Source organism: Streptomyces sp. NPDC000134, assembly GCF_042899225.1.
Classification (GTDB): Bacteria; Actinomycetota; Actinomycetes; order Streptomycetales; family Streptomycetaceae; genus Streptomyces.
Genome location: NZ_JBIAZN010000012.1, coordinates 122463 through 142689 on the forward strand (window position 1 = coordinate 122463; position 20227 = coordinate 142689).

General features: G+C 71.5%; 20 protein-coding genes. 11 read left to right on the forward strand and 9 right to left on the reverse strand.

All coding sequences use genetic code 11. The features are described from left to right. The first annotated feature begins 86 nt into the window (after positions 1–86). Positions 87–452: a PH domain-containing protein gene (locus tag ACFY32_RS19660; protein ID WP_390674835.1), complete on the forward strand. Its 366-nt coding sequence runs from the start codon at positions 87–89 to the stop codon at positions 450–452. Here the strand turns inward: ACFY32_RS19660 and ACFY32_RS19665 are convergent. Beyond that, positions 430–651: a DUF397 domain-containing protein gene (locus ACFY32_RS19665; protein ID WP_390674836.1), complete on the reverse strand. Its 222-nt coding sequence runs from the start codon at positions 649–651 to the stop codon at positions 430–432. The genes ACFY32_RS19660 and ACFY32_RS19665 overlap by 23 nt on opposite strands. After that, positions 648–1523: a helix-turn-helix domain-containing protein gene (locus ACFY32_RS19670; protein ID WP_390674837.1), complete on the reverse strand. Its 876-nt coding sequence runs from the start codon at positions 1521–1523 to the stop codon at positions 648–650. Before ACFY32_RS19670 ends, ACFY32_RS19665 begins: the two co-directional genes overlap by 4 nt. Positions 1524–1657: 134 nt before the next feature. Here ACFY32_RS19670 and ACFY32_RS19675 point away from each other — a divergent pair, with 134 nt between their 5' ends. From ACFY32_RS19675 to ACFY32_RS19685, 3 genes are all read left to right on the forward strand, one after another. After that, complete coding sequence (locus ACFY32_RS19675) at positions 1658–2170, forward strand: ATP-binding protein (protein ID WP_359190178.1); 513 nt, start codon at positions 1658–1660, stop codon at positions 2168–2170. Between the two features lie 98 nt (positions 2171–2268). After that, entirely contained in the window at positions 2269–2853 is a 585-nt protein-coding gene (locus ACFY32_RS19680) for a DUF6932 family protein (RefSeq protein WP_390674838.1), read from the forward strand. Then, positions 2850–3782, forward strand: a complete 933-nt coding sequence (locus tag ACFY32_RS19685) for a hypothetical protein (RefSeq protein ID WP_390674839.1) — start codon at positions 2850–2852, stop codon at positions 3780–3782. The genes ACFY32_RS19680 and ACFY32_RS19685 overlap by 4 nt, the downstream gene beginning before the upstream one ends. A 57-nt stretch (positions 3783–3839) precedes the next feature. Here the strand turns inward: ACFY32_RS19685 and aspS are convergent, their stop codons facing one another. Further along, positions 3840–5603, reverse strand: coding sequence for an aspartate--tRNA ligase (gene aspS, locus ACFY32_RS19690; protein WP_390674840.1), 1764 nt, complete (start codon positions 5601–5603; stop codon positions 3840–3842). Positions 5604–5754: 151 nt separating this feature from the next. Here aspS and ACFY32_RS19695 point away from each other — a divergent pair, with 151 nt between their 5' ends. Then, complete coding sequence (locus tag ACFY32_RS19695) at positions 5755–7899, forward strand: SpoIIE family protein phosphatase (protein ID WP_390674841.1); 2145 nt, start codon at positions 5755–5757, stop codon at positions 7897–7899. On the opposite strand, the gene ACFY32_RS19700 is transcribed toward ACFY32_RS19695, so the two are convergent. From ACFY32_RS19700 to ACFY32_RS19710, 3 genes are all read right to left on the reverse strand, one after another. Next, on the reverse strand, positions 7854–8915 hold the full coding sequence (locus ACFY32_RS19700; protein WP_390674842.1) for an AI-2E family transporter: 1062 nt from the start codon (positions 8913–8915) through the stop codon (positions 7854–7856). The two genes, ACFY32_RS19695 and ACFY32_RS19700, sit on opposite strands and share 46 nt — an antisense overlap. Positions 8916–8980: 65 nt before the next feature. Next, complete coding sequence (locus tag ACFY32_RS19705) at positions 8981–9958, reverse strand: pirin family protein (RefSeq protein WP_359190193.1); 978 nt, start codon at positions 9956–9958, stop codon at positions 8981–8983. A 123-nt stretch (positions 9959–10081) separates the two neighbouring features. Then, positions 10082–10546 carry an SseB family protein gene (locus tag ACFY32_RS19710; protein ID WP_359190196.1) on the reverse strand — a complete coding sequence of 155 codons (465 nt, stop codon included), beginning with the start codon at positions 10544–10546 and terminating at the stop codon, positions 10082–10084. Positions 10547–10696: 150 nt separating this feature from the next. On the opposite strand from ACFY32_RS19710, the gene ACFY32_RS19715 reads away from it, so the two are divergent. From ACFY32_RS19715 to ACFY32_RS19725, 3 genes are all read left to right on the forward strand, one after another. After that, entirely contained in the window at positions 10697–12523 is a 1827-nt protein-coding gene (locus ACFY32_RS19715; protein ID WP_359190199.1) for an acyl-CoA dehydrogenase, read from the forward strand. A gap of 172 nt (positions 12524–12695) precedes the next feature. Beyond that, entirely contained in the window at positions 12696–13997 is a 1302-nt protein-coding gene (locus ACFY32_RS19720; protein ID WP_359190202.1) for a M18 family aminopeptidase, read from the forward strand. A gap of 147 nt (positions 13998–14144) precedes the next feature. Next, positions 14145–14396, forward strand: a complete 252-nt coding sequence (locus ACFY32_RS19725; protein WP_359190204.1) for a DUF6458 family protein — start codon at positions 14145–14147, stop codon at positions 14394–14396. A 12-nt stretch (positions 14397–14408) separates the two neighbouring features. Here the strand turns inward: ACFY32_RS19725 and ACFY32_RS19730 are convergent, their stop codons facing one another. Together ACFY32_RS19730 and ACFY32_RS19735 are read right to left on the reverse strand one after the other, a co-directional pair. Further along, positions 14409–16274: a thioredoxin-like domain-containing protein gene (locus ACFY32_RS19730; RefSeq protein ID WP_390674843.1), complete on the reverse strand. Its 1866-nt coding sequence runs from the start codon at positions 16272–16274 to the stop codon at positions 14409–14411. Between the two features lie 29 nt (positions 16275–16303). Next, entirely contained in the window at positions 16304–16714 is a 411-nt protein-coding gene (locus tag ACFY32_RS19735) for a cupin domain-containing protein (protein WP_390674844.1), read from the reverse strand. Positions 16715–16766: 52 nt separating this feature from the next. On the opposite strand from ACFY32_RS19735, the gene ACFY32_RS19740 reads away from it, so the two are divergent. Both ACFY32_RS19740 and ACFY32_RS19745 read left to right on the forward strand, forming a co-directional pair. Next, positions 16767–17834, forward strand: a complete 1068-nt coding sequence (locus ACFY32_RS19740) for a helix-turn-helix domain-containing protein (RefSeq protein WP_390674845.1) — start codon at positions 16767–16769, stop codon at positions 17832–17834. Beyond that, positions 17831–18331 (forward strand): LURP-one-related family protein, encoded by a 501-nt coding sequence (locus tag ACFY32_RS19745; RefSeq protein ID WP_359190216.1) that lies wholly within the window; start codon positions 17831–17833, stop codon positions 18329–18331. Before ACFY32_RS19740 ends, ACFY32_RS19745 begins: the two co-directional genes overlap by 4 nt. A gap of 48 nt (positions 18332–18379) precedes the next feature. Here ACFY32_RS19745 and ACFY32_RS19750 read toward each other — a convergent pair whose 3' ends face one another. Further along, the gene (locus tag ACFY32_RS19750) at positions 18380–19183 is read right to left on the reverse strand and encodes a carbon-nitrogen family hydrolase (protein ID WP_359190219.1); all 804 of its coding nucleotides are present in this window, start codon (positions 19181–19183) and stop codon (positions 18380–18382) included. 192 nt (positions 19184–19375) lie between these two features. On the opposite strand from ACFY32_RS19750, the gene ACFY32_RS19755 reads away from it, so the two are divergent. Further along, positions 19376–20200 carry a maleylpyruvate isomerase family mycothiol-dependent enzyme gene (locus tag ACFY32_RS19755; protein WP_359190222.1) on the forward strand — a complete coding sequence of 275 codons (825 nt, stop codon included), beginning with the start codon at positions 19376–19378 and terminating at the stop codon, positions 20198–20200. Positions 20201–20227: the final 27 nt, after the last annotated feature.

Here is a 20227-nt window from a genome sequence, read left to right on the forward strand (position 1 = left end):
GGGCCGGGGAGGGCACGATCTTCTCCCCGGCCCCTCGCTCTGCGACGATCCCCCCATACGCCCACACGCTCCCGGGGGGATCACCCATGGCACTGTTCGGCAACGCCCACAGCGTCGACCCGCTCCAGGCCCAGCAGGAGTACGCCCGGCTGCTCGGCCGGGACGAGCAGGTCTACGCCGCCTACCTGCTGATCCGCGACACCATCCTGCTCACCGACCGCCGTCTGATCCTGATCGACAAGCAGGGCCTGACCGGCAAGAAGACGGAGTACCACTCCGTGCCGTACCGCAGCATCAGCCACTTCTCGGTGGAGACGGCCGGCCATTTCGACCTCGACGCCGAACTGAAGATCTGGCTCTCCGGGAACCCCGCCCCGATCGAGAAGACGTTCACCAAGGGCGTCGACATCTACGAGGTCCAGGCCATCCTCACCCAGTTCGTCGCCCGCTGAACACACCGACGAACCCCGCCCACGCCTCCGGCGCGAGAACGAGGCGGGGACTGCGGTCCCGGTACTTGGAGTCCCGGACGTGGACAGTGCCGGGGGTGGTGGCGACCTCGATGCAGGAATCGCCGTCAGGGCCACTGCTGTAGCTGCTCTTGAACCACACCAGTCCGGAGGTGTCACCGGCGGGGGCCTTGCGGATCATGTCTCTCCCAGCAGTTGCTCGATAAGGGCCAGCGACTCCCCAGGCGGAAGAGCCTGCGCCCGGATGGTGCCATACCGCAGCTCAAGAACGCGGAGCTGTCTCAGGTCAGTGACGGGGCGTCCGTTGAACGCCCCGTCTGAGCGCCCCACGGCGGTACCGTCCTCGAACTTCAGCAACTCGATCCTGCCGCTCATGCCGGGGTGTGGGGCACTGTCCATCGGCATCACCTGGAGGGAGACATTGCTCAACTGCCCGACCTCCAGCAAGCGTTCGCCTTGCTGCCGCTGGACCATTGTGCCTCCAACCTTGCGCCGAAGCGTCGGCTCTTCCAGGACGAAGCTCAGCGCGGGCGCAGGGCACCGCTCATAGATCGCTTGCCGAGCGACTCGGGCTGCTACGCGGCGTTCCAGATCGTCAGGCGCGTAAGCGGGCAGCCACGACTCCAGCAGCGCCCTCGTGTGATCCGGGGTCTGCAACAGGCCCGGGATGTTGCTGTGCTCGTACACCCCGATCTCAACCGCCCGCGCCTCCATCTGCGCCAAGTCCCGTACCTTTTTCGGATACCGGACCTTGGCCACATCCTCCTTCATGGCCGCGATCAGACCGTCCGCCCCCAGCGCCTCGTCCGCCTTGTCCAGGTACTCCGGCCGGGGAATCCGCTGGCCGCTCTCGATCTTGTAGACGAGATCCTCGCCGTACCCCACGGCCTTGCCGAACTCGCCGGCGCGCATCCCCACCGCCTCCCGCCGCAGCCTCAACTGCCGCCCCACGGTGGCGATCACCGCCACGCCCCACTCGTCGTCCGGGTCCACCTCCCACCCCGGCTCGTCCGCCTCGGTCCTCAGCCGCCGAACCTCGCCGTCCACCGACATACGCGCCCCTCCTCGTACCACTCCGTACGCACCGCCCCGACAAGCCGGACACCTCCGGACAACGAGCGGACAGTCACCGTACGCAACACGGCGATCCCTTCACACCGTACGCACGCCCGGCCACGCTGAGTGATGTGAACGAGCAATTCCCCCCACCGGGCAGCCCGATCCACCAGTACAGCGTGCTGCTGTCACCGACACCACGCGGCGCCCGCCTCGCCCGGCTGCTGGCCACGGAGCAACTGCGCACCTGGGGTCTCCCGCCGGACCCGGCGGCACTGATCGTGGCCGAGCTGGCGAACAACGCGGCGACGCACGGACGCGTACCGGGCCGGAACTACCGGCTGCTGCTCCACGTCGTCGACGGGACCCTCCGCGTCGAGATCACGGACACCCGCGGCGACCGGCTCCCGCGCCTGCGCGCCCCGCGGCCGACGGAGGAGGGCGGCCGGGGCATGACCCTGGTGAACGCCCTGGCCGACCGCTGGGGAGTGATCCCGGGCCCGCCACCCCTGAAGACGGTATGGGCCGAACTCACCGTCCCCTCACAACACGCACCGGCACCCGACCGCGCCTTCCGGGCGCCTCGGCCGGGCAGGTGCCGTGAGTGCAGAGAGGCGAACGGCCAAGTACCGGAAAACCTCTGACTGCGGTGCGACCTGCGCGGCAGGATGAGCCGTGGCCGCAGAGCTCGCCGTCGCACCCCGCACCCCACGGCGTCCATCCGTACCCGACAGGACTTCACGTGCTGCCTTCCTTCGCCGCGAACGGATTCCTTCCGCTGGGCCGCTACTCCGTCTCCTTCGACGAGGCGGAGGCCATGCTGGTCAGCGCGCCGGAGTTCCAGGACTCCGGCATGCGTCAGAGACTGTGGGACGGACTGCACGACTACCTGGAACGCTTCTTCACATTGGAGGATGCGTACGCGGACGCAATGAACGGGCACACGCTCATCCACAGGTTGTGGCTCGGCGGCAGCTTCGTGAGCACGAAGACCGACCCACGAAACATCGACGCGACTCTCCTGATCGACGTGCGAGCCGAACGCGCCGTACGCGGCAGACCCGGTTCCAAATGGCTGACCACCGCTTTCCAGAGCCGGGACAATATGTTGCGCAAGTTCGGAGTCTCACCGGTCAGGGTGGGTTACCAGCCTGTCGGTCATGTCTTCCGGCCGGAGCGCTTCACGCCCGAGGAACGGACATACTTCATGGAACGGGGTGTGTGGGACGACTGGTGGCAGCGCTGCCGACTGCCCGGTCCGTCGGACCGCTCTCCGTCGCGCGAGAGTGCCGCCCCGGCACGCGGATACCTGGAGGTGCGACTGTGACCACCGGCGATAGCTGGCGTGAGCGCAGGCGCGCGCTGCTCAGGGACGACCCGGCAGCCGCCGAGGCTGCCGCGCGCCTCCTCGATGAAATGGGCACCGAAGAACGGGACGACGAGGAGGTCGAGGCGGCGCACCGGGCCGGCCGCCTCGCAGCGGTACGCGCCTATGAACCTGACGCCCGCCTCGACGAGGAACTCCGGCTCCGGCTGACCGGGCCGGACACCGAAGGGGGCGCTCTGCGCTTCCAGTGGGGTGACGCTCTGCTGAACCCCGTGGAGAACGCGATCTCCGCCGCAGCGGGCACTCCGGTGCATCTGGAGCTGACCGGCATCTCAGCCGGCAGCACCGTGGTCCATGCGCGTCCCGTGGCTTCCGTGGCTCTCTCGGAGCCTGCGGCCATGGACACTCCCGCCACGTCGGCCGCGAGCAGTGGGATGCAGATGCTCACCAGACTGCTCGGCGCGATCGAGGCCGAACAGGACGTCCGTGAGTGGTCGCGCCTCTTCGACGCGGTGGACGCCCTGGCACGGGCTCTGGGCAAGTACGAGCTCGACCTGGGAATGACCTGGTACGGCGCCGACGGTGACACGCGCAGGGCCCGACTGACCGAGCGCGGCAGACGCTATGTCGAGCGGCTGCGGGAGACGAGACCCCGTGACCAGGAGATCATCATCTCTGGCCGCATCACCGAGCTGCGCGAAAGCGGCTGGGTGAAGGTCAAGACGGGCACGGCCAGGAACGCCCAGGCGTACGACGTCCACTTCGAGGAGCCGGAGGCGCTGCTCCGCATGCGCCCCGGCCTCGGGGACAACGTGCACTTCCGGGTCCGCTTCCGTCAGCGCCTCGATGCGGTGGGAATCGCCCGGTCGGCCGAGTACACGTATCTCGGCCCGGCAGCGGAACAGTCTTCTCTGCCGCTCGAAACCTGATCAGAAGAAAGCGCCCGGGACCCACAAGGTCCCGGGCGCTTCGTTCGCCTCTGCGTCCTACTTCGGCTGCGGCTTGCGCACCGAAAGGTGCAGTTCCCTCAGGCGGGACTCGTCCAGTTCCGTCGGCGCGCCCATCATCAGGTCCTGGGCGTTGCCGTTGAGCGGGAAGGCGATGGTCTCGCGGATGTTGGGCTCGTCGGCCAGCAGCATCACGATGCGGTCGACGCCGGGGGCGATGCCGCCGTGCGGCGGGGCGCCGAAGCGGAACGCCCGCAGCATGCCCGCGAACTCCCGCTCGACCGTCTCGGCGTCGTAGCCGGCGATCTCGAACGCCTTGAGCATGATGTCCGGCTCGTGGTTCCGGATCGCGCCGGAGGACAGCTCCACACCGTTGCAGACGATGTCGTACTGCCAGGCCAGGATGTCCAGCGGGTCCTGGCTCTCCAGGGCCTCCAGGCCGCCCTGCGGCATCGAGAACGGGTTGTGCGAGAACTCGATCCTGCCGGTCTCCTCGTCCTTCTCGTACATCGGGAAGTCGACGATCCAGCAGAACCGGAAGACGTTCTCCTCGAAGTGCCCGGCGCGCTTGGCGGCCTCGACCCGCACCGCGCCCATGATCTTGGAGACCTCGTCGAACTCGCCCGCGCCGAAGAACACCGCGTGGCCGGGGGCCAGACCGAGCCGCTTGGTCAGCTCCGCGACGTTCTCCTCGGTGAGGAACTTGGCGATCGGGCCGGTCAGCGCACCGTCCTCGCCGACCCGGACCCAGGCCAGGCCCTTGGCGCCCTGGGAGACGGCGTAGTCGCCGAGCTGGTCGAAGAACTTGCGGGGCTGGCCGGAGACGTCCGGCACCGGCAGCGCGCGCACGTGCTTGCCGGCGAACGCCTTGAACTCCGAGCCCGCGAAGACATCGGTGATGTCCACCAGCTCCAGCTTGGCGCGCAGGTCCGGCTTGTCGGAGCCGTACTTCAGCATCGCCTCGCGGAACGGGATGCGCGGGAACGGGGAGGTGACCTCGCGGCCGCCGCCGAACTCGGTGAACAGCTCGGTCATCAGCTTCTCGATCGGCTGGAAGACGTCCTCCTGCTCGACGAAGCTCATCTCGACGTCGAGCTGGTAGAACTCGCCCGGCGAGCGGTCGGCGCGGGCGTCCTCGTCCCGGAAGCAGGGCGCGATCTGGAAGTACCGGTCGAAGCCGGAGATCATCAGAAGCTGCTTGAACTGCTGCGGGGCCTGCGGCAGCGCGTAGAACCGGCCCGCGTGCAGCCGGGAGGGGACGACGAAGTCACGGGCGCCCTCGGGAGAGGTCGCGGTGAGGATCGGCGTCGCCATCTCGTTGAAGCCGAGCGCGACCATCTTGCTGCGGATCGCGGAGATGACCTGGGTGCGCAGCATGATGTTGCGGTGCATCCGCTCGCGGCGCAGGTCCAGGAAGCGGTACTCCAGGCGCCGCTCCTCGTTCACCCCGTCCTCGGCGTTGATGGTGAAGGGCAGCGGCTGGGCGGCGCCCAGCAGCTCCACCTCGCCCACCTCGACCTCGACCTCGCCGGTGGGCAGGTCGGGGTTGACGTTCTCGGTGCCGCGGGAGACGACCTTGCCGTCGACCCGGACCGTCGACTCCTTGGACAGCTTGTCCAGCGCCTCGTACGCCTCCGTACCCGGACGGGCGACGAGCTGGGTGATGCCGTAGTGGTCGCGCAGATCGATGAAGAGGATGCCGCCCAGGTCGCGCCGATTGTGCAGCCAGCCACTCAGCCGGACGTCGGTGCCGACGTCAGAGGCGCGGAGCTCGCCGCAGGTGTGGGACCTGTACCGATGCATCGTCGTTCATCCAGTCTTCGCGGATCGGGGATGGTGTCTCACGGTGGGTGTTTCACGTGAAACAACCCCAGCGTACCGGGCACCCGCGCCCGGCTTCCTCCCCATTGACCACCGGTGGCAGTCCCCGATCACCTGTTCTTACAGTGGGGCAATGCGCACTGGTGAGCCCCTGCCCGCCGTGGGGGACGTCCTGGCCGCCCTCGCGACCGGTCTGTGGCACTGGAACACGGCCACGGGGCTGGTCACGGTCGACGCCGAGGCGGCACGGCTGCTCGGGCTGCCCGCCCGGCGGGCGAGCCTCAGCGAGGCCCAGGTGCGGGCCCGGCTGCACCCGGTCGACTGGAACGAGATCACCGGCGTCATCCGCCTCGCCTCCGCCGAGGGCACCCTCGCGGAGGTGCGCATCCGGATCATGGACCCCGGAGGCCGGGTGATCCGGGTGGTCCGCAGCCGCTCGAAGCCCTCCTTCGACCGCGTCCGCAAGAGCTACGAGCTGATCGGCACCCTCCAGGAGGTCACCGAACCGGCCCCGGGCACCCCGGCCGGGCGCAGCGCGGTCACCGGCGACTGGCGCCGCTCGCGGGAGGCGTTCCTGCTGGACGCGGGCCGGGCGCTGGCCGAGGCCCGGTCCACCGAGGAGGTGCTCCGGGTCGCGGCCGGACTGTCGATGCCGGGCTTCTCCCCGGACGGCCTGGCGGTCTTCGGCGTGAGCGGCGACCGGCTGACGATCATCGGCCACCACGGGCAGCAGGAGGGCGCCGAGCACCCGTTCCTGGACATGTCCCTGGACACCGACTACCCGGCCGCCGAGGTGATCCGCACCGGCCGCGCCGTCTACCTCTCCTCCCCGGAGGAGTACCGCTCCCGCTACCCGCTCGCCTGGCCGCTGGCCGAGCGCTTCCACCGGCAGTCCTGGGCGTATCTCCCGCTGACCGTGGCGGGCCGCACGATGGGCGCCTGGATGGCCGCCTTCACCTACCCGGTCGCGTTCACCCCGGACGAGCGCTCGGTGCTGACCACGGTGGCCCGGATGCTGGCGCAGGCCCTGACCCGGGCAGGCGCCGCCGAGACCCAGCGGGAGCTGACCGACGGCCTCCAGCGCTCGATGCTGCCCGTGCTGGGCCCCGAGATCCCCGGCGTCAGCCTCGCCGCCCGCTACGTCCCCACCGGCGGCGGACTCCAGGTCGGCGGCGACTGGTACGACATGATCCCGCTGCCCCGGGGCCGCTTCGCCCTGGTCATCGGCGACGTCCAGGGGCACGACGTGCGGGCGGCCGGGCTGATGGGCCAGTTGCGCATCGCCCTGCGCGCCTACGCCTCCGAGGGCCACCGCCCCGACGCGGTGCTCTCCCGCGCCTCCCGCTTCTTCTACGGGCTCACCCACTCCGACCAGGACCCGGGCGACCCGCGCTTCGCGACCTGCCTGTACGTGGAGGTCGACCCCGCCACCGGGACCGTGGAGAGCGCGCGGGCCGGTCATCTGGACCCGGCGGTGCGCATGGCGGACGGGACGGTGCTGTTCCGGGACACGGCCGGGGGGCTGCCGCTGGGCCTGGACCCGGACTGCGACTACCCGATCACCCGGCTCACTCTGGAGCCCGGGGAGACGCTGCTGATGTGCACGGACGGCCTGGTGGAGACCGGCGGGCACGACCTGGACTCGGGCTGGCGGCGGCTGCGCCGGGTGCTGGAGGACCACGACGGCGACATGGAGGAACTCGCCGACGCGCTGGTCCAGGCGGTGCACGGGCCCTCCTCGCACCATGACACCGGACCGCTCGCCGACCGGCGGGAGGACGACATCGCCCTGGTGCTGCTCTGCCGGGAGGGGCACGGCTGCGAGTGCGGCGACGGCGGCGGTGCCCCCCGGCCGCCGGTGCGCCGTACCGCGCTGTCGGTCGCGCAGGCCGAGCCCGAGCGGATCGCCGCCGCCCGCCGGCACTTGCGGGAGCTGCTGCACGACTGGGCCAGCGAGGACCAGAAGGAGTCGGCGGTCCTGCTGCTCTCCGAGATGCTGACCAACGTCCTGGTGCACACCGACACCGACGCCCTGCTGGTCGCCGAGGTGACCGGCGTCCCGGGCGAGCGGCGGATACGGGTCGAGGTCAGCGACACCGGCGAGGACCTGCCGCACAAGCGCCGGCCGGGGGAGATGGCGTCCTCCGGACGCGGTCTGATGCTGGTCGAGCTGCTCGCCGACGAGTGGGGCGTCGCCCCGCGCGGCGAGGGCAAGAGCATCTGGTTCGACCTCTACGAGTCGTCCCCGGCGGGCGAGCCGGCGCCCCTGTCGGCGTAGCGCGCCTGGAGTTCGTGCACGATCCCGAACGCGGCGGCGGTGAGCGGGACGGCGAGCAGCATGCCGAGGATGCCCGCGACCGAGGCGCCCGCGGTGAGCGCCAGCAGCACCACGGCCGGGTGCATCTGCACGGTCCGGCTCTGGATCACCGGCTGGAGCACATGGCCCTCCAGCAGTTGCACGGCGACCACCACGCCGAGCGTCCACAGCGCGATGGCGAACCCCCGGTCGGCGAGCGCGACCAGCACGGCCACCGCCCCGGAGATGAAGGCGCCGAGGTAGGGGATGTAGGCGCCGACGAAGACCAGCGCGCCCAGCCCGAGGGCGCCGGGCACCCGCAGGATCAGCAGTCCGACGGTGATGCAGAAGGCGTCGATGAGGGCGATGAGCGTGGTGCCCCGCATGAAGCCCTCGACGGCCCCGAAGGCCCGCCGGGCCATCGCCTCGGCCATGTCGCCGCCGCTGTGCGGGACGAGCGCGCGCACGGTGGTGACGGCGCGGTCGGAGTCACGCAGGAAGAAGAAGACCAGCAGCAGGGCGAGTACGGCCATGGCGGCGGTCTCGCCGACCACGCTGACCCCGCTGATCACCCCGGAGGCGGCGGTCCCGCCGAACTTGCCGAGCAGCTCCCGGGCGTTGGAGGCCATGTCGTCCAGGGAGGTGCCGGCCGCGCCGAAGTGGTCGGCGAGGTCCTGCGCGGACGACCGCAGGGAGGCGACGATCTGGTCGCCGCTGTCGACGAGCGCGGCGACCACGATGTAGACGGCGCCGCCGACCACCGCGACCACGGCGACGCAGGTCAGGCCCGCCGCCAGCGAGCGCTGCACATGGGCCGCGAGCAGCCGCCGGTACAGCGGGCGCAGCAGGGCGGTGCCGAGCAGCGCCAGCAGCGCGGGGATCACGGCGGTGCGCAGTTCCCCGCAGAGCCGGATGCCGACGTAGACCACGCCGGCGGCGAGCAGGACGACGGCGCACCAGGCGGCGAACCGCAGGACCGGGACGGGAAGGAGTCGCACCCCGCCAGCCGATCACGTGCCGGGCGGGCCGTCCCGTCGGGACGGCCCGCCCGGGTGACGCGCTGTCAGTCCTGCGGTCCGGCCGCCGACATGCCGTGTACCGCCGGGACCGAGCCCAGCCGGCCCTTCTGGAAGTCCTCGAACGCCTGCTGGAGTTCGTCGCGGGTGTTCATGACGAACGGCCCGTAGTGGACCATGGGCTCCCGGATCGGCCGCCCGCCGAGGAGGACGACCTCCAGGTCGGGGGTGTGGGAGTCCTGCCGCTCGTCCGCGCGGACGGTCAGCGAGGAGCCGGCGCCGAAGACGGCGGTCTGCCCCAGGCGGATCGGCCGCCGCTCGGTGCCGACGCTGCCGCGTCCGGCCATCACGTACGCCAGGCCGTTGAACTCCTCCCGCCAGGGCAGGGTGACCTCGGCGCCGGGCGCGAGGGTCGCGTGGACCATCGTGATCGGCGTGTGGGTGATGCCCGGCCCCTCGTGGCCGTCCAGCTCGCCGGCGATGACCCGCAGCAGCGCGCCGCCGTCGGGCGAGGTGAGCAGTTGCACGCTGCCGCTGCGGATGTCCTGGTAGCGGGGGGCCATCATCTTGTCCCTGGCCGGCAGGTTCACCCACAACTGGAGCCCGTGGAAGAGGCCGCCGGACATGACCAGGGACTCCGGCGGCGCCTCGATGTGCAGCAGGCCGGAGCCGGCCGTCATCCACTGGGTGTCGCCGTTGGTGATGGTGCCGCCGCCGCCGTGGCTGTCCTGGTGGTCGAAGACGCCGTCGATGATGTAGGTGACGGTCTCGAAGCCGCGGTGCGGATGCCAGGGGGTGCCCTTGGGCTCCCCGGGCGCGTACTCCACCTCGCCCATCTGGTCCATCATGATGAACGGGTCGAGGTGGCGGTAGTTGATCCCGGCGAACGCGCGGCGCACCGGGAAGCCCTCGCCCTCGAATCCGCCGGGCGCGGTCGTGACGGTGAGCACGGGACGTGCCACGGCGTCGGCGGAAGCGGTCACCCGGGGCAGCGTCAGCGGGTTCTCGACGGTCACGGCAGGCATGTCGACCTCCTTGGGCGGCGTACGGACCACTTTAGTTGAGCGTTGAACTTCTTGCTACCCCAGAACCACGAAAGCCCGGAGGGCATTCCCTCCGGGCTCGGCCGCGCGCAGGCACCTGGCCGGTCACCCGTACATGCGGCGCATCGCGAAATCGACCATCTGCTCGACCGCCGTGGCGTCGAAGACCATCCGGTGCTCGCCCTCCATGTCGAGGACGAACCCGTACCCCGTCGGCAGCAGGTCCAGCACCTCCGCGCCGGTGATCACGAAGTACTTGGACTCCTTGCCCGCGTACCGGCGCAGCTCCTTCAGCGTGGTGAACATCGGGATCACCGGCTGCTGGGTGTTGTGCAGGGCGAGGAAGCCCGGGTTGTCGCCGCGCGGGCAGTAGACCTTGGAGGTCGCGAAGATCTGCTGGAAGTCCTCGGCGGCCAGTTGCCCGGTGGTGAACGCGCGCACCGCGTCCGCGAGCGAGGGCGGTGACGGCTCCGGGTACAGCGGCGGCTGCTGCCCGTATCCGCCGGACATCGGCTGCTGGGGCGGGGCGTACTGCTGCTGCGGTCCCGCGGTCTGGTCGTAGCCGTACATGCCGCAAAGACTAGCGAGTGAAGAGTCACAGATGGAGCGGTCGGGGTTGCGACTTATTACCGACGGGTAGCATCATCGTAGCTACTTGCTGGTACGTGATACAGGCGCGAGGAGTCAGTGCCTCGCCGATCTCTCAACGGAGCCGTCGCCATGGGGCACTACAAGCCGAATCTCCGGGACATCGAGTTCAACCTCTTCGAGGTGCTCGGCCGCGACAAGCTGTACGGCACCGGCCCGTTCGCGGAGATGGACGTCGACACCGCCCGGAGCATCCTGGAGGAGATGACCCGCCTGGCGGAGAACGACCTGGCGGAGTCCTTCGCGGACGCCGACCGCAACCCGCCGGTCTTCGACCCGGAGACCAGCACGGCGCCGGTCCCGGCCTCCTTCAAGAAGAGCTACCAGGCGTTCATGGACTCCGAGTACTGGCGGCTCGGCCTGCCCGAGGAGATCGGCGGCACCACCTCGCCCCGCTCCCTGATCTGGGCCTACGCGGAGCTGATCCTGGGCGCCAACCCGGCCGTGTGGATGTACTCCTCCGGCCCGGCCTTCGCGGGCATCCTCTTCGACGAGGGCAACGACGTGCAGAAGCACATCGCGAAGATCGCCGTGGAGAAGCAGTGGGGCTCCACCATGGTCCTCACCGAGCCGGACGCCGGCTCGGACGTGGGCGCCGGCCGCACCAGGGCGGTCCAGCAGGAGGACGGCTCCTGGCACATCGAGGGCGTGAAGCGCTTCATCACCTCCGGTGAGCACGACATGTCGGAGAACATCCTCCACTACGTGCTCGCGCGGCCGGAGGGCGCCGGCCCCGGCACCAAGGGGCTCTCCCTCTTCCTCGTGCCCAAGTACCTCTTCGACTTCGAGACCGGCGAGCTGGGCGAGCGCAACGGCGTCTACGCCACCAACGTCGAGCACAAGATGGGCCTGAAGGTCTCCAACACCTGCGAGATGACCTTCGGCGACCGCCACCCCGCCAAGGGCTGGCTGATCGGCGACAAGCACGACGGCATCCGCCAGATGTTCCGCATCATCGAGTTCGCCCGCATGATGGTCGGCACGAAGGCGATCTCCACCCTGTCGACGGGCTACCTCAACGCGCTGGAGTACGCCAAGGAGCGCGTCCAGGGCCCCGACCTGGCGAACTTCATGGACAAGACCGCGCCCAAGGTCACCATCACCCACCACCCCGACGTGCGCCGCTCGCTGATGACGCAGAAGGCGTACGCCGAGGGCATGCGCGCCCTGGTGATGTACACCGCCTCGGTCCAGGACGAGATCCAGGTCAAGGAGGCCAACGGCGAGGACGCCACCGCCGACCACGCCCTCAACGACCTGCTGCTGCCCATCGTCAAGGGCTACGGCTCGGAGAAGGCGTACGAGCAGCTCGCCCAGTCGCTGCAGACCTTCGGCGGCTCCGGCTTCCTCCAGGAGTACCCGGTCGAGCAGTACATCCGGGACTCCAAGATCGACACCCTGTACGAGGGCACCACGGCGATCCAGGGCCAGGACTTCTTCTTCCGCAAGATCGTCCGCAACCAGGGCGTCGCGCTGAACTCGCTCGCCGAGGACATCAAGAAGTTCCTCGCCCTCGGCACCGGCGGCCAGGACCTGGCCCCGGCCCGCGAGCACCTGGCCAAGGCCGCCGTCGAGCTGGAGGCCATCGTCGGCCACATGCTCACCGACCTCGCCGCCACCGAGCAGGACGTCAAGAACATCTACAAGGTCGGGCTCAACACCACCCGCCTGCTGCTCGCCTCCGGTGACGTGATCGTCGGCTACCTGCTGCTCAAGGGCGCCGCCGTGGCCGCCGAGAAGCTGCCGACGGCCTCCGCGAAGGACCAGGCGTTCTACACCGGCAAGATCGCCGCGGCGAAGTTCTTCGCCGCCGACGTCCTGCCCGGCGTCACCCTGGCCCGCAAGGTCGCCCAGGGCGTCGAGCTGGACCTGATGGAGCTGGACGAGGACGCGTTCTAGGCGCTCGCGCGAGGGTCCGTCCGCCGCGGGGGGGGGGGGGGGCGGGGGGCCGGCGGGGGGGGCGCCGGCCCGGGCCGCCCGCGCCCCCGCCCGCGCGCCCCCCCCCCCCCCGCCGCGGACCTTCACGGAACCCCGACCCGCCACCGAGGCGGGGCGCCTTATGGTGGCTGGCATGAGCAGCAGCGCCTCCCGCTTCGACCGCGGGCACACCGACGACCTGATGTCCTTCCTGTCGGCGAGCCCGACGCCGTACCACGCCGTGGCGAACGCCGCCGCCCGCCTGGAGAAGGCCGGATTCCGGCAGGTCGCCGAGACGGACGCCTGGGACGGCACCACCGGCGGCAAGTACGTGCTGCGCGGCGGCGCGATCATCGCCTGGTACGTCCCCGAGGGCGCCGCGGCGCACACCCCGTTCCGTATCGTCGGCGCGCACACCGACTCCCCCAACCTGCGGGTCAAGCCCCGGCCGGACAGCGGGGCGCACGGCTGGCGCCAGGTCGCCGTGGAGCTGTACGGCGGACCGCTGCTCAACTCCTGGCTCGACCGCGACCTCGGGCTCGCCGGCCGGCTCACCCTGCGCGACGGCTCGACCCGGCTGGTCGACGTCGGCCGGCCGCTGCTGCGCGTCCCCCAGCTCGCCATCCACCTGGACCGCAACGTCACCGCGGACGGCCTCAAGCTCGACAAGCAGCGCCACCTCCAGCCCGTCTGGGGCCTCGCCGACACCGTCCGCGACGGCGACCTGATCGCCTTCCTGGAGCAGGAAGCGGGCCTGGCGGCCGGTTCGGTGGCCGGCTGGGACCTGATGACCCACTCCGTGGAACCGCCGGCCTACCTCGGCCGGGACCGGGAGCTGGTCGCCGGGCCGCGGATGGACAACCTGCTCTCCGTGCACGCCGGGGTGGCCGCGCTGGCCGCCGTCGCGACCGCCGGGGACCCGCTGCCGTACGTCCCCGTGCTCGCCGCCTTCGACCACGAGGAGACCGGCTCGCAGTCGGACACCGGCGCGGACGGCCCGCTGCTCGGCACCGTGCTGGAACGCTCGGTGTTCGCCCGCGGCGGCGCCTACGAGGACCGGGCCCGCGCCTTCGCCGACACCGTCTGCCTGTCCTCCGACACCGGCCACGCGGTGCACCCCAACTACGCGGAGCGGCACGACCCGACGCACCACCCGCGCCTCAACGGCGGCCCGTTGCTGAAGGTCAACGTCAACAACCGGTACGCCACGGACGGTTCGGGCCGCGCGGTGTTCGCCGCCGCGTGCGAGAAGGCGGGCGTGCCCTTCCAGTCGTTCGTCTCCAACAACTCCATGCCGTGCGGCACGACGATCGGCCCGATCACCGCCGCCCGGCACGGCATCCGCACCGTGGACATCGGCACGGCCATCCTGTCGATGCACAGCGCCCGCGAACTGTGCGGCGCCGACGACCCGTATCTGCTGGCCAACGCGCTGGTGGCGTTCCTCCAGGGCTGAACCGGGGCCGGACCGGGGCCGGACCGGGGGCGGCCGTCGAGGCCGGAAGTGCCCGGCGCCGCATGGGTGTTGGCACCGGGGGTACCCGAACGGAGCCGGATCGACCGGAACGACCGGACAGACCGGACCGACAGGGAGGCAACACTCATGGGCCTCGGCGGGTGCATCATCCTCATCGCCGTGGGAGCCATCCTCACGTTCGCGACCGACTGGGACATGCAGGGCGTCAACCTCGACCTGGTCGGCGTCATCTTCATGATCGTCGGCCTGATCGGCGTCGCGACCTTCAGCAGCATCGCCCGCCGCCGGCGTGTGATGGTGCCGCCGACGACACCGGTCGTCGACGAGACGGCTCCCCACCACCACCGCGACGGCTACGGCAACGGCTACGGCGTCTGACCGCGGCGCGGGTCAGGCGTCCAGCCCGGCCAGCACCAGCGGCAGCCGGTCCGCCGCGCCCTCGGCCAGCCGGACGGGCACGCCCCAGTCCTGCTGGTGCACATGGCAGGCCGGGTATTCGTTCGCCGGGTCGTCGTCGCAGGACGCGGCCATCGCGGAGACGTGCAGGACCCCCTCCGGCACGGCGGGGTTCAGTTCGAGGGCGCGGGACAGCTCGGTCCCCGCGCCCTCGCCGCGCAGCAGCAGCTCGGGCGGCGTGGACGACACCAGCAGCCGGGTCGAGGGGCCGATGGGGGTGCCCCCGCGCGAGTCTGTTCGAGCGTGGGGGAGGGTGTCCAGCTTCTGGCCCGCGGGCGCCTGGAAGACGACGTCCAGCCTCAGCGCGCCGGGGGCCACCTCGGTCGCCGCGCGCCGGGTGCGGTGGGCGACGCCCGCCACCCGCACCGCCTCCTCGGGCAGCTTCAGCCGGGTCAGCCGGTGCCGGGCGGACTCCACGACCACGATGTCCTCGCCGGCCAGCACGGCGTCGCTGGGCTCGCGCAGATCCGTGGCCAGCGTGGTCACCTCGCCGCTGGCCGGGTCGTAACGGCGCAGCGCGTGGTTGTACGTGTCGCTGATCGCGACCGAGCCGTCCGGCAGCGCGGTGACGCCCAGCGGGTGCTGGAGCAGGGCCTGCCCGGCGTCGCCGTCCCGGTGCCCGAAGTCGAACAGCCCGGTGCCCACGGCCGTGTGCACGGACCCGTCGCGGTCGACCCAGCGCAGCGCGGAGGTCTCGGAGTCGGCGAGCCAGAGCCGCTCGGGCGTCGCCGCGAGCCCCGACGGCTGCGCGAACCACGCCTCGCCGCCCGGCCCGTCCACCAGCCCCTCGTTGGTCGTCCCGGCGGTCACGGCGACCGTGCCGTCGGCCGGGTCGTAGGCCCACAACTGGTGGACACCGGCCATGGCGATCCACACCCGGCCCTCCCACCAGGCCACGTCCCACGGCGAGGAGAGGCTGATCTCGCGGGCCGGGCCCGCCGTGGGCTCGCCCTGCATCCACTGCCGGCCGGTGCCCGCCAGGGTCGTCACCTCGCCGGTGCCGGGGTCGAGCCGGCGCAGCGCGTGGTTGACGGTGTCGGCGACCACCACCGAGCCGTCCGCCAGCAGCGCGAGGCCCTGCGGTTCGTTGAACGCCGCCGCCCCGGCGGGCCCGTCCGCGAAGCCGCGCGCCCCGGACCCGATCCGCCGCAGCACGCTCTCCCCGTCCGCGGCCAGCTCCACCACCTGGTGCCGGGTGGTGTCGCTGACCAGGAAGTTCCCCGAGGGCAGCGGCAGCGCCTTGCCCGGGAAGCGCAGCGTGGTCGGCTCCGGCTCCGGCGCCACGTACGGGCCGTCCCCGCGGCGCAGCGTGCCCTTCGCCGCGTGCTCCGCCTCCAGCTCCGTCACCAGTCGCTCGATGGCGTGCGCGTGCCCCTCGCCCGCGTGCTGGGCGACGACGTACCCCTCCGGGTCGATGACGACCAGCGTGGGCCACGCCCGCACCGCGTACTGCTTCCAGGTCGCCAGCTCCGGGTCGTCCAGCACCGGGTGCTCCACCCCGTACCGCTCGACCGCGTCGGCCACCGCCGCGTGCTCCGCCTCGTGGACGAACTTCGGCGAGTGCACGCCGATGATCACCACCGTGTCCCGGTGCTTCTCCTCCAGCTCCCGCAGCTCGTCCAGGACGTGCAGGCAGTTGATGCAGCAGAACGTCCAGAAGTCGAGCACGACGATGCGTCCTCGCAGGTCCGCGAGGGTGTACTGGGTGCCGCCGGTGTTCAGCCAGCCGCCCTTGCCGATCAGCTCGGGGGCACGGACGCGGGCGCGGCGGGTGGCCGGCGCCGGGGTGGAATCGCTCATGGCACCAGGGTGCCACCCGCCGCCGGCGTTCAGCCGAGCGCGTGCCCCGAGGTGGCGTCCACGTGGTCCGGCACCTCGTCGTGGCGGTCGCCGACGGAGAGGGTACCGGTCGGCTCCAGCAGCAGGATGGCGGTGGGGACGGGGGCGTACGGCTTGTGTTCCGTGCCCCGGGGGACGGTGAAGACCGAGCCCTTGGGCAGGACGACCGTGCGCTCGCCGGACGCCTCCCGCAGGCCGATGTGGAGTTCGCCGTCGAGGACGAGGAAGAACTCGTCGGTGCGGTCGTGCACGTGCCAGACGTGCTCGCCCTCGACCTTCGCCACGCGCACGTCGTAGTCGTTGACGGTGGTGACGATCCGGGGGCTCCACCACTCGGCGAACGAGGCGAGGGCGGTGGCCAGGGAGATCGGTTCCCGGGGCGTGATCGGTTCCTGAGTCATGGCGTCATCGTGCGGGGTGGGCGGGGGCCCGGACGAGTGCTAGGAATCGCACATGCCGCAAGATTCCTCTCAGCCCGCCCCGGCACCCCGGCCGTCCCGTCCGCCTCGCCCTCCCCGTCCGTCCCGTCCGTCCCGGCCGTCCCGTCCGCATCAGGTCGTCGTTCTCGTCGACGAGGGCATCAACCCGTTCGAGGTCGGCTGCGCCACCGAACTGTTCGGGCTGCCCCGGCCCGAGCTGGGACGGCGGGTGCCCTGGTACGAGGTGACGGTCTGCGGGCCACGGCCCGGGATCAGGATGAACCACGGTTTCCTCAGCCTCGCCGGCCTGCCCGGTCTGGACGCCGTGGACTCGGCGGACACCCTCGTCGTCCCCGGCCGGCCGGACAACGTCGTCCCGCGCGGCCCGGAGGTCCTGGACGCCATCCGGCGCGCGCACGCGCGGGGCACCCGGATCGTCAGCCTGTGCACCGGCAGCTTCGCGCTCGCCGAGGCCGGGCTGCTGGACGGGCGGCGGGCCGCGACCCACTGGATGTGGGCCGACTCCTTCCGCCGTCTGCACCCGCGCGTGCTGCTGGAGCCGGACGTGCTGTTCGTGGACGAGGGCGACGTGCTCACCGCGGCGGGCAGCGCGGCGGCGCTGGACCTCGGGCTGCACATCTGGCGCCGGGACCACGGCGCCGAGATCGCCAACGCCGTCTCCCGGCGGCTGGTGTTCGCCGCCCACCGGGACGGCGGACAGCGGCAGTTCGTGGAGCGGCCGGTGCCGGACGTGCCGGACGAGTCGCTCGCCCCGCTGCTGGCCTGGGCGCAGGAGCACCTGGGCGAGCCGATGACGGTGCCGGACCTGGCCGCCCGCGCGGCGGTGTCGCCGGCCACCCTGCACCGCCGGTTCCGGGCGCAGCTCGGCACGACGCCGCTCGCCTGGCTGACGGCCGAGCGCGTCACCCTCGCCCGGCGGCTGATCGAACGCGGGGAGGAGCGGCTCGACGTGGTGGCCGCCCGCAGCGGCCTGGGGAGCGCCGCCAACCTGCGGGCGAGGCTGCGGCGCGAGACGGGACTCAGCCCCTCGGCCTACCGGCGGCGTTTCGGCCGCGGCGCCGGGGAAGCGATCACCGCATGAGATTCCTCGTGTACGACCGCCTCCTCGGCTTCGGCGACGACTACTGGATCGAGGACGACCGCGGCACCAAGGTGTTCCTCGTCGACGGCAAGGCGATGAGGCTGCGGGACACCTGGGAGCTGAAGGACACCCGGGGGCGGGTCCTGATCGGCATCCACCAGAAGATGTTCGCGCTGCGCGACACCATGGTGATCGAGCGGGCCGGCGAGCCCCTGGCCACCATCCGGCGCAAACGCCTCTCCCTGCTGCGCAACCACTACCGCGTCGCCCTCGCCGACGGCAACGAGCTGGACATCAGCGGCAAGATCCTCGACCGGGAGTTCGCCATCGAGTACGACGGCGAACTGCTGGCCGTGGTCTCCCGGCGGTGGCTGACCGTCCGGGACACCTACGGCCTGGACGTCGTACGGGACGACGCGGACCCGGCGCTGCTGCTGGCGCTGACGGTGTGCGTGATCCACCTGGCGGAGAAGGAGCGGGAGGGGGCGCAGGAGTAGGGCCCCGGGGACCTCACGCCTTATGGGCGGCCCCCGGGGCCTCCCGCCCTACGGGCGCGGGGTTCGCGGGGCCGGCAGGCCCAGGACCCGGTCCTTCAGGGCCGGGAAGCGGTCCCTCGTCGCCGCCACCGTCGCCGGGTCGAACTCGACCGTCAGGACCTCCTCGTCCGCGCCGGCCTCCGCGAGCACCTCGCCCCACGGATCGACCACGATCGAGTGACCGGCCTGCGGAACCCCCGCGTGGGTCCCGGCCGTTCCACACGCGAGGACGAACGCCTGGTTCTCCACCGCCCGTGCCTGTGCCAGGAGCGTCCAGTGCGACCGGCGGCGCTCCGGCCAGCCCGCCGGGACGACGAGGGTCTCGGCGCCCGCGTCGACGAGACCGCGGAAGAGTTCGGGGAAACGGAGGTCGTAGCAGGTCGCCACACCGAGGGTGGTGTCCGGCAGCGGCACGGTCACCAAGTCCCGCCCGGCGCCCATCAGCACGGCCTCGCCCTGGTCGAAGCCGAACCGGTGGATCTTGCGGTAGGCGGCGGCCAGATCGCCGGCGGGAGAGAGGACGAGGGAGGTGTTGAAGAGGGTGCCGTCCTCGGCGCGCTCGGGGATCGAGCCGGCGTGCAGCCACACGCCCGCGTCGCTCGCCGCCTTCGCCATGGCCTCGTACGTCGGCCCCCGCAGCGGCTCGGCCCCGGCGTCGAACGCCTGGAAGGCGAACGCGCCCGTGGTCCACAGTTCCGGCAGCACCACCAGATCGGCGCCCGCCTGCTCCACCACCAGCGACGCCGCCCTGCGGCGACGCGCTTCGGCTGATTCGTCCTCGTTCACGGCGATTTGGATCAAAGAGGCGCGCACACTACCACCGTCCTGGCATTCGAGCCGTCAACACGGGCCTACGATCGTCACACGAAAGCACTGCCGGGGTGCCGCACAGCAGCGTAACTTAGCGTTCCAAGACGCCCGCCGAATCGCCGCCGACCGCAGCCACCTCCCACTGGCAACGCCGCCACAACCGCCCGTGTACCGACCGCCGAGGGGTCCCGTTCCGTGAGTCTGCATCCCACCCTCCAGCCCTACGCCGACGCCTGGACTCACTCCATCGAGGCGATATCCGAGCTGGCCCAGTCGCTCGTGGACGCAGAGTGGAACCGCCGGACGCCGTGCCCCGGCTGGTCGGTGCGGGACATCATCTCGCATGTCATCGGCCTCGACTCGGAGATGCTCGGCGACCCCCGGCCCATCCACACGCTCCCGCGCGACCTGTTCCACGTCACCAACGACCACCAGCGCTACATGGAGATGCAGGTCGACGTGCGCCGCCACCACACGGCGCCCGAGATGACCTCCGAGCTGGAGTACATGATCATCCGGCGGAACCGGCAACTGCGCAACGACTCCCGCGACCCCGGCACCAAGGTCCGCGGCCCGCTCGGCACCGAGCTGACCCTGGAGGAGTCCATGCGCCGGCACGCCTTCGACGTGTGGGTGCACGAGCAGGACCTGCGCACCGCCGTCGGCCGCCCCGGCAACCTCGACTCCCCCGGCGCGTACGTCGCCCGTGACGTGCTGCTCGCCGAGCTCCCGCGCGTCGTCGCCGAGGAGGCGGACGCCCCCCGCAGCTCGGCCGTCGTCTTCGACGTGCACGGCCCGGTCGAGTTCCTGCGCACCATCCGCGTCGACATCCAGGGCCGCGGCACCCTGGAGACGGCCCCGGCGCTCGGCCCGGCCGCCACCCTCACCCTCGACTGGGAGACGTACGTCCGTCTGGCCTGCGGCCGGGTGACGGTGGACGCGGTCTCGGACCGGGTGAAGACGGAGGGCGACCCGGACCTGGGCGCGGCGATCCTGCGGCACTTCACGGTGACGCCCTAGCCGCGGGCGGTGGCGCCTCCCCCGGCG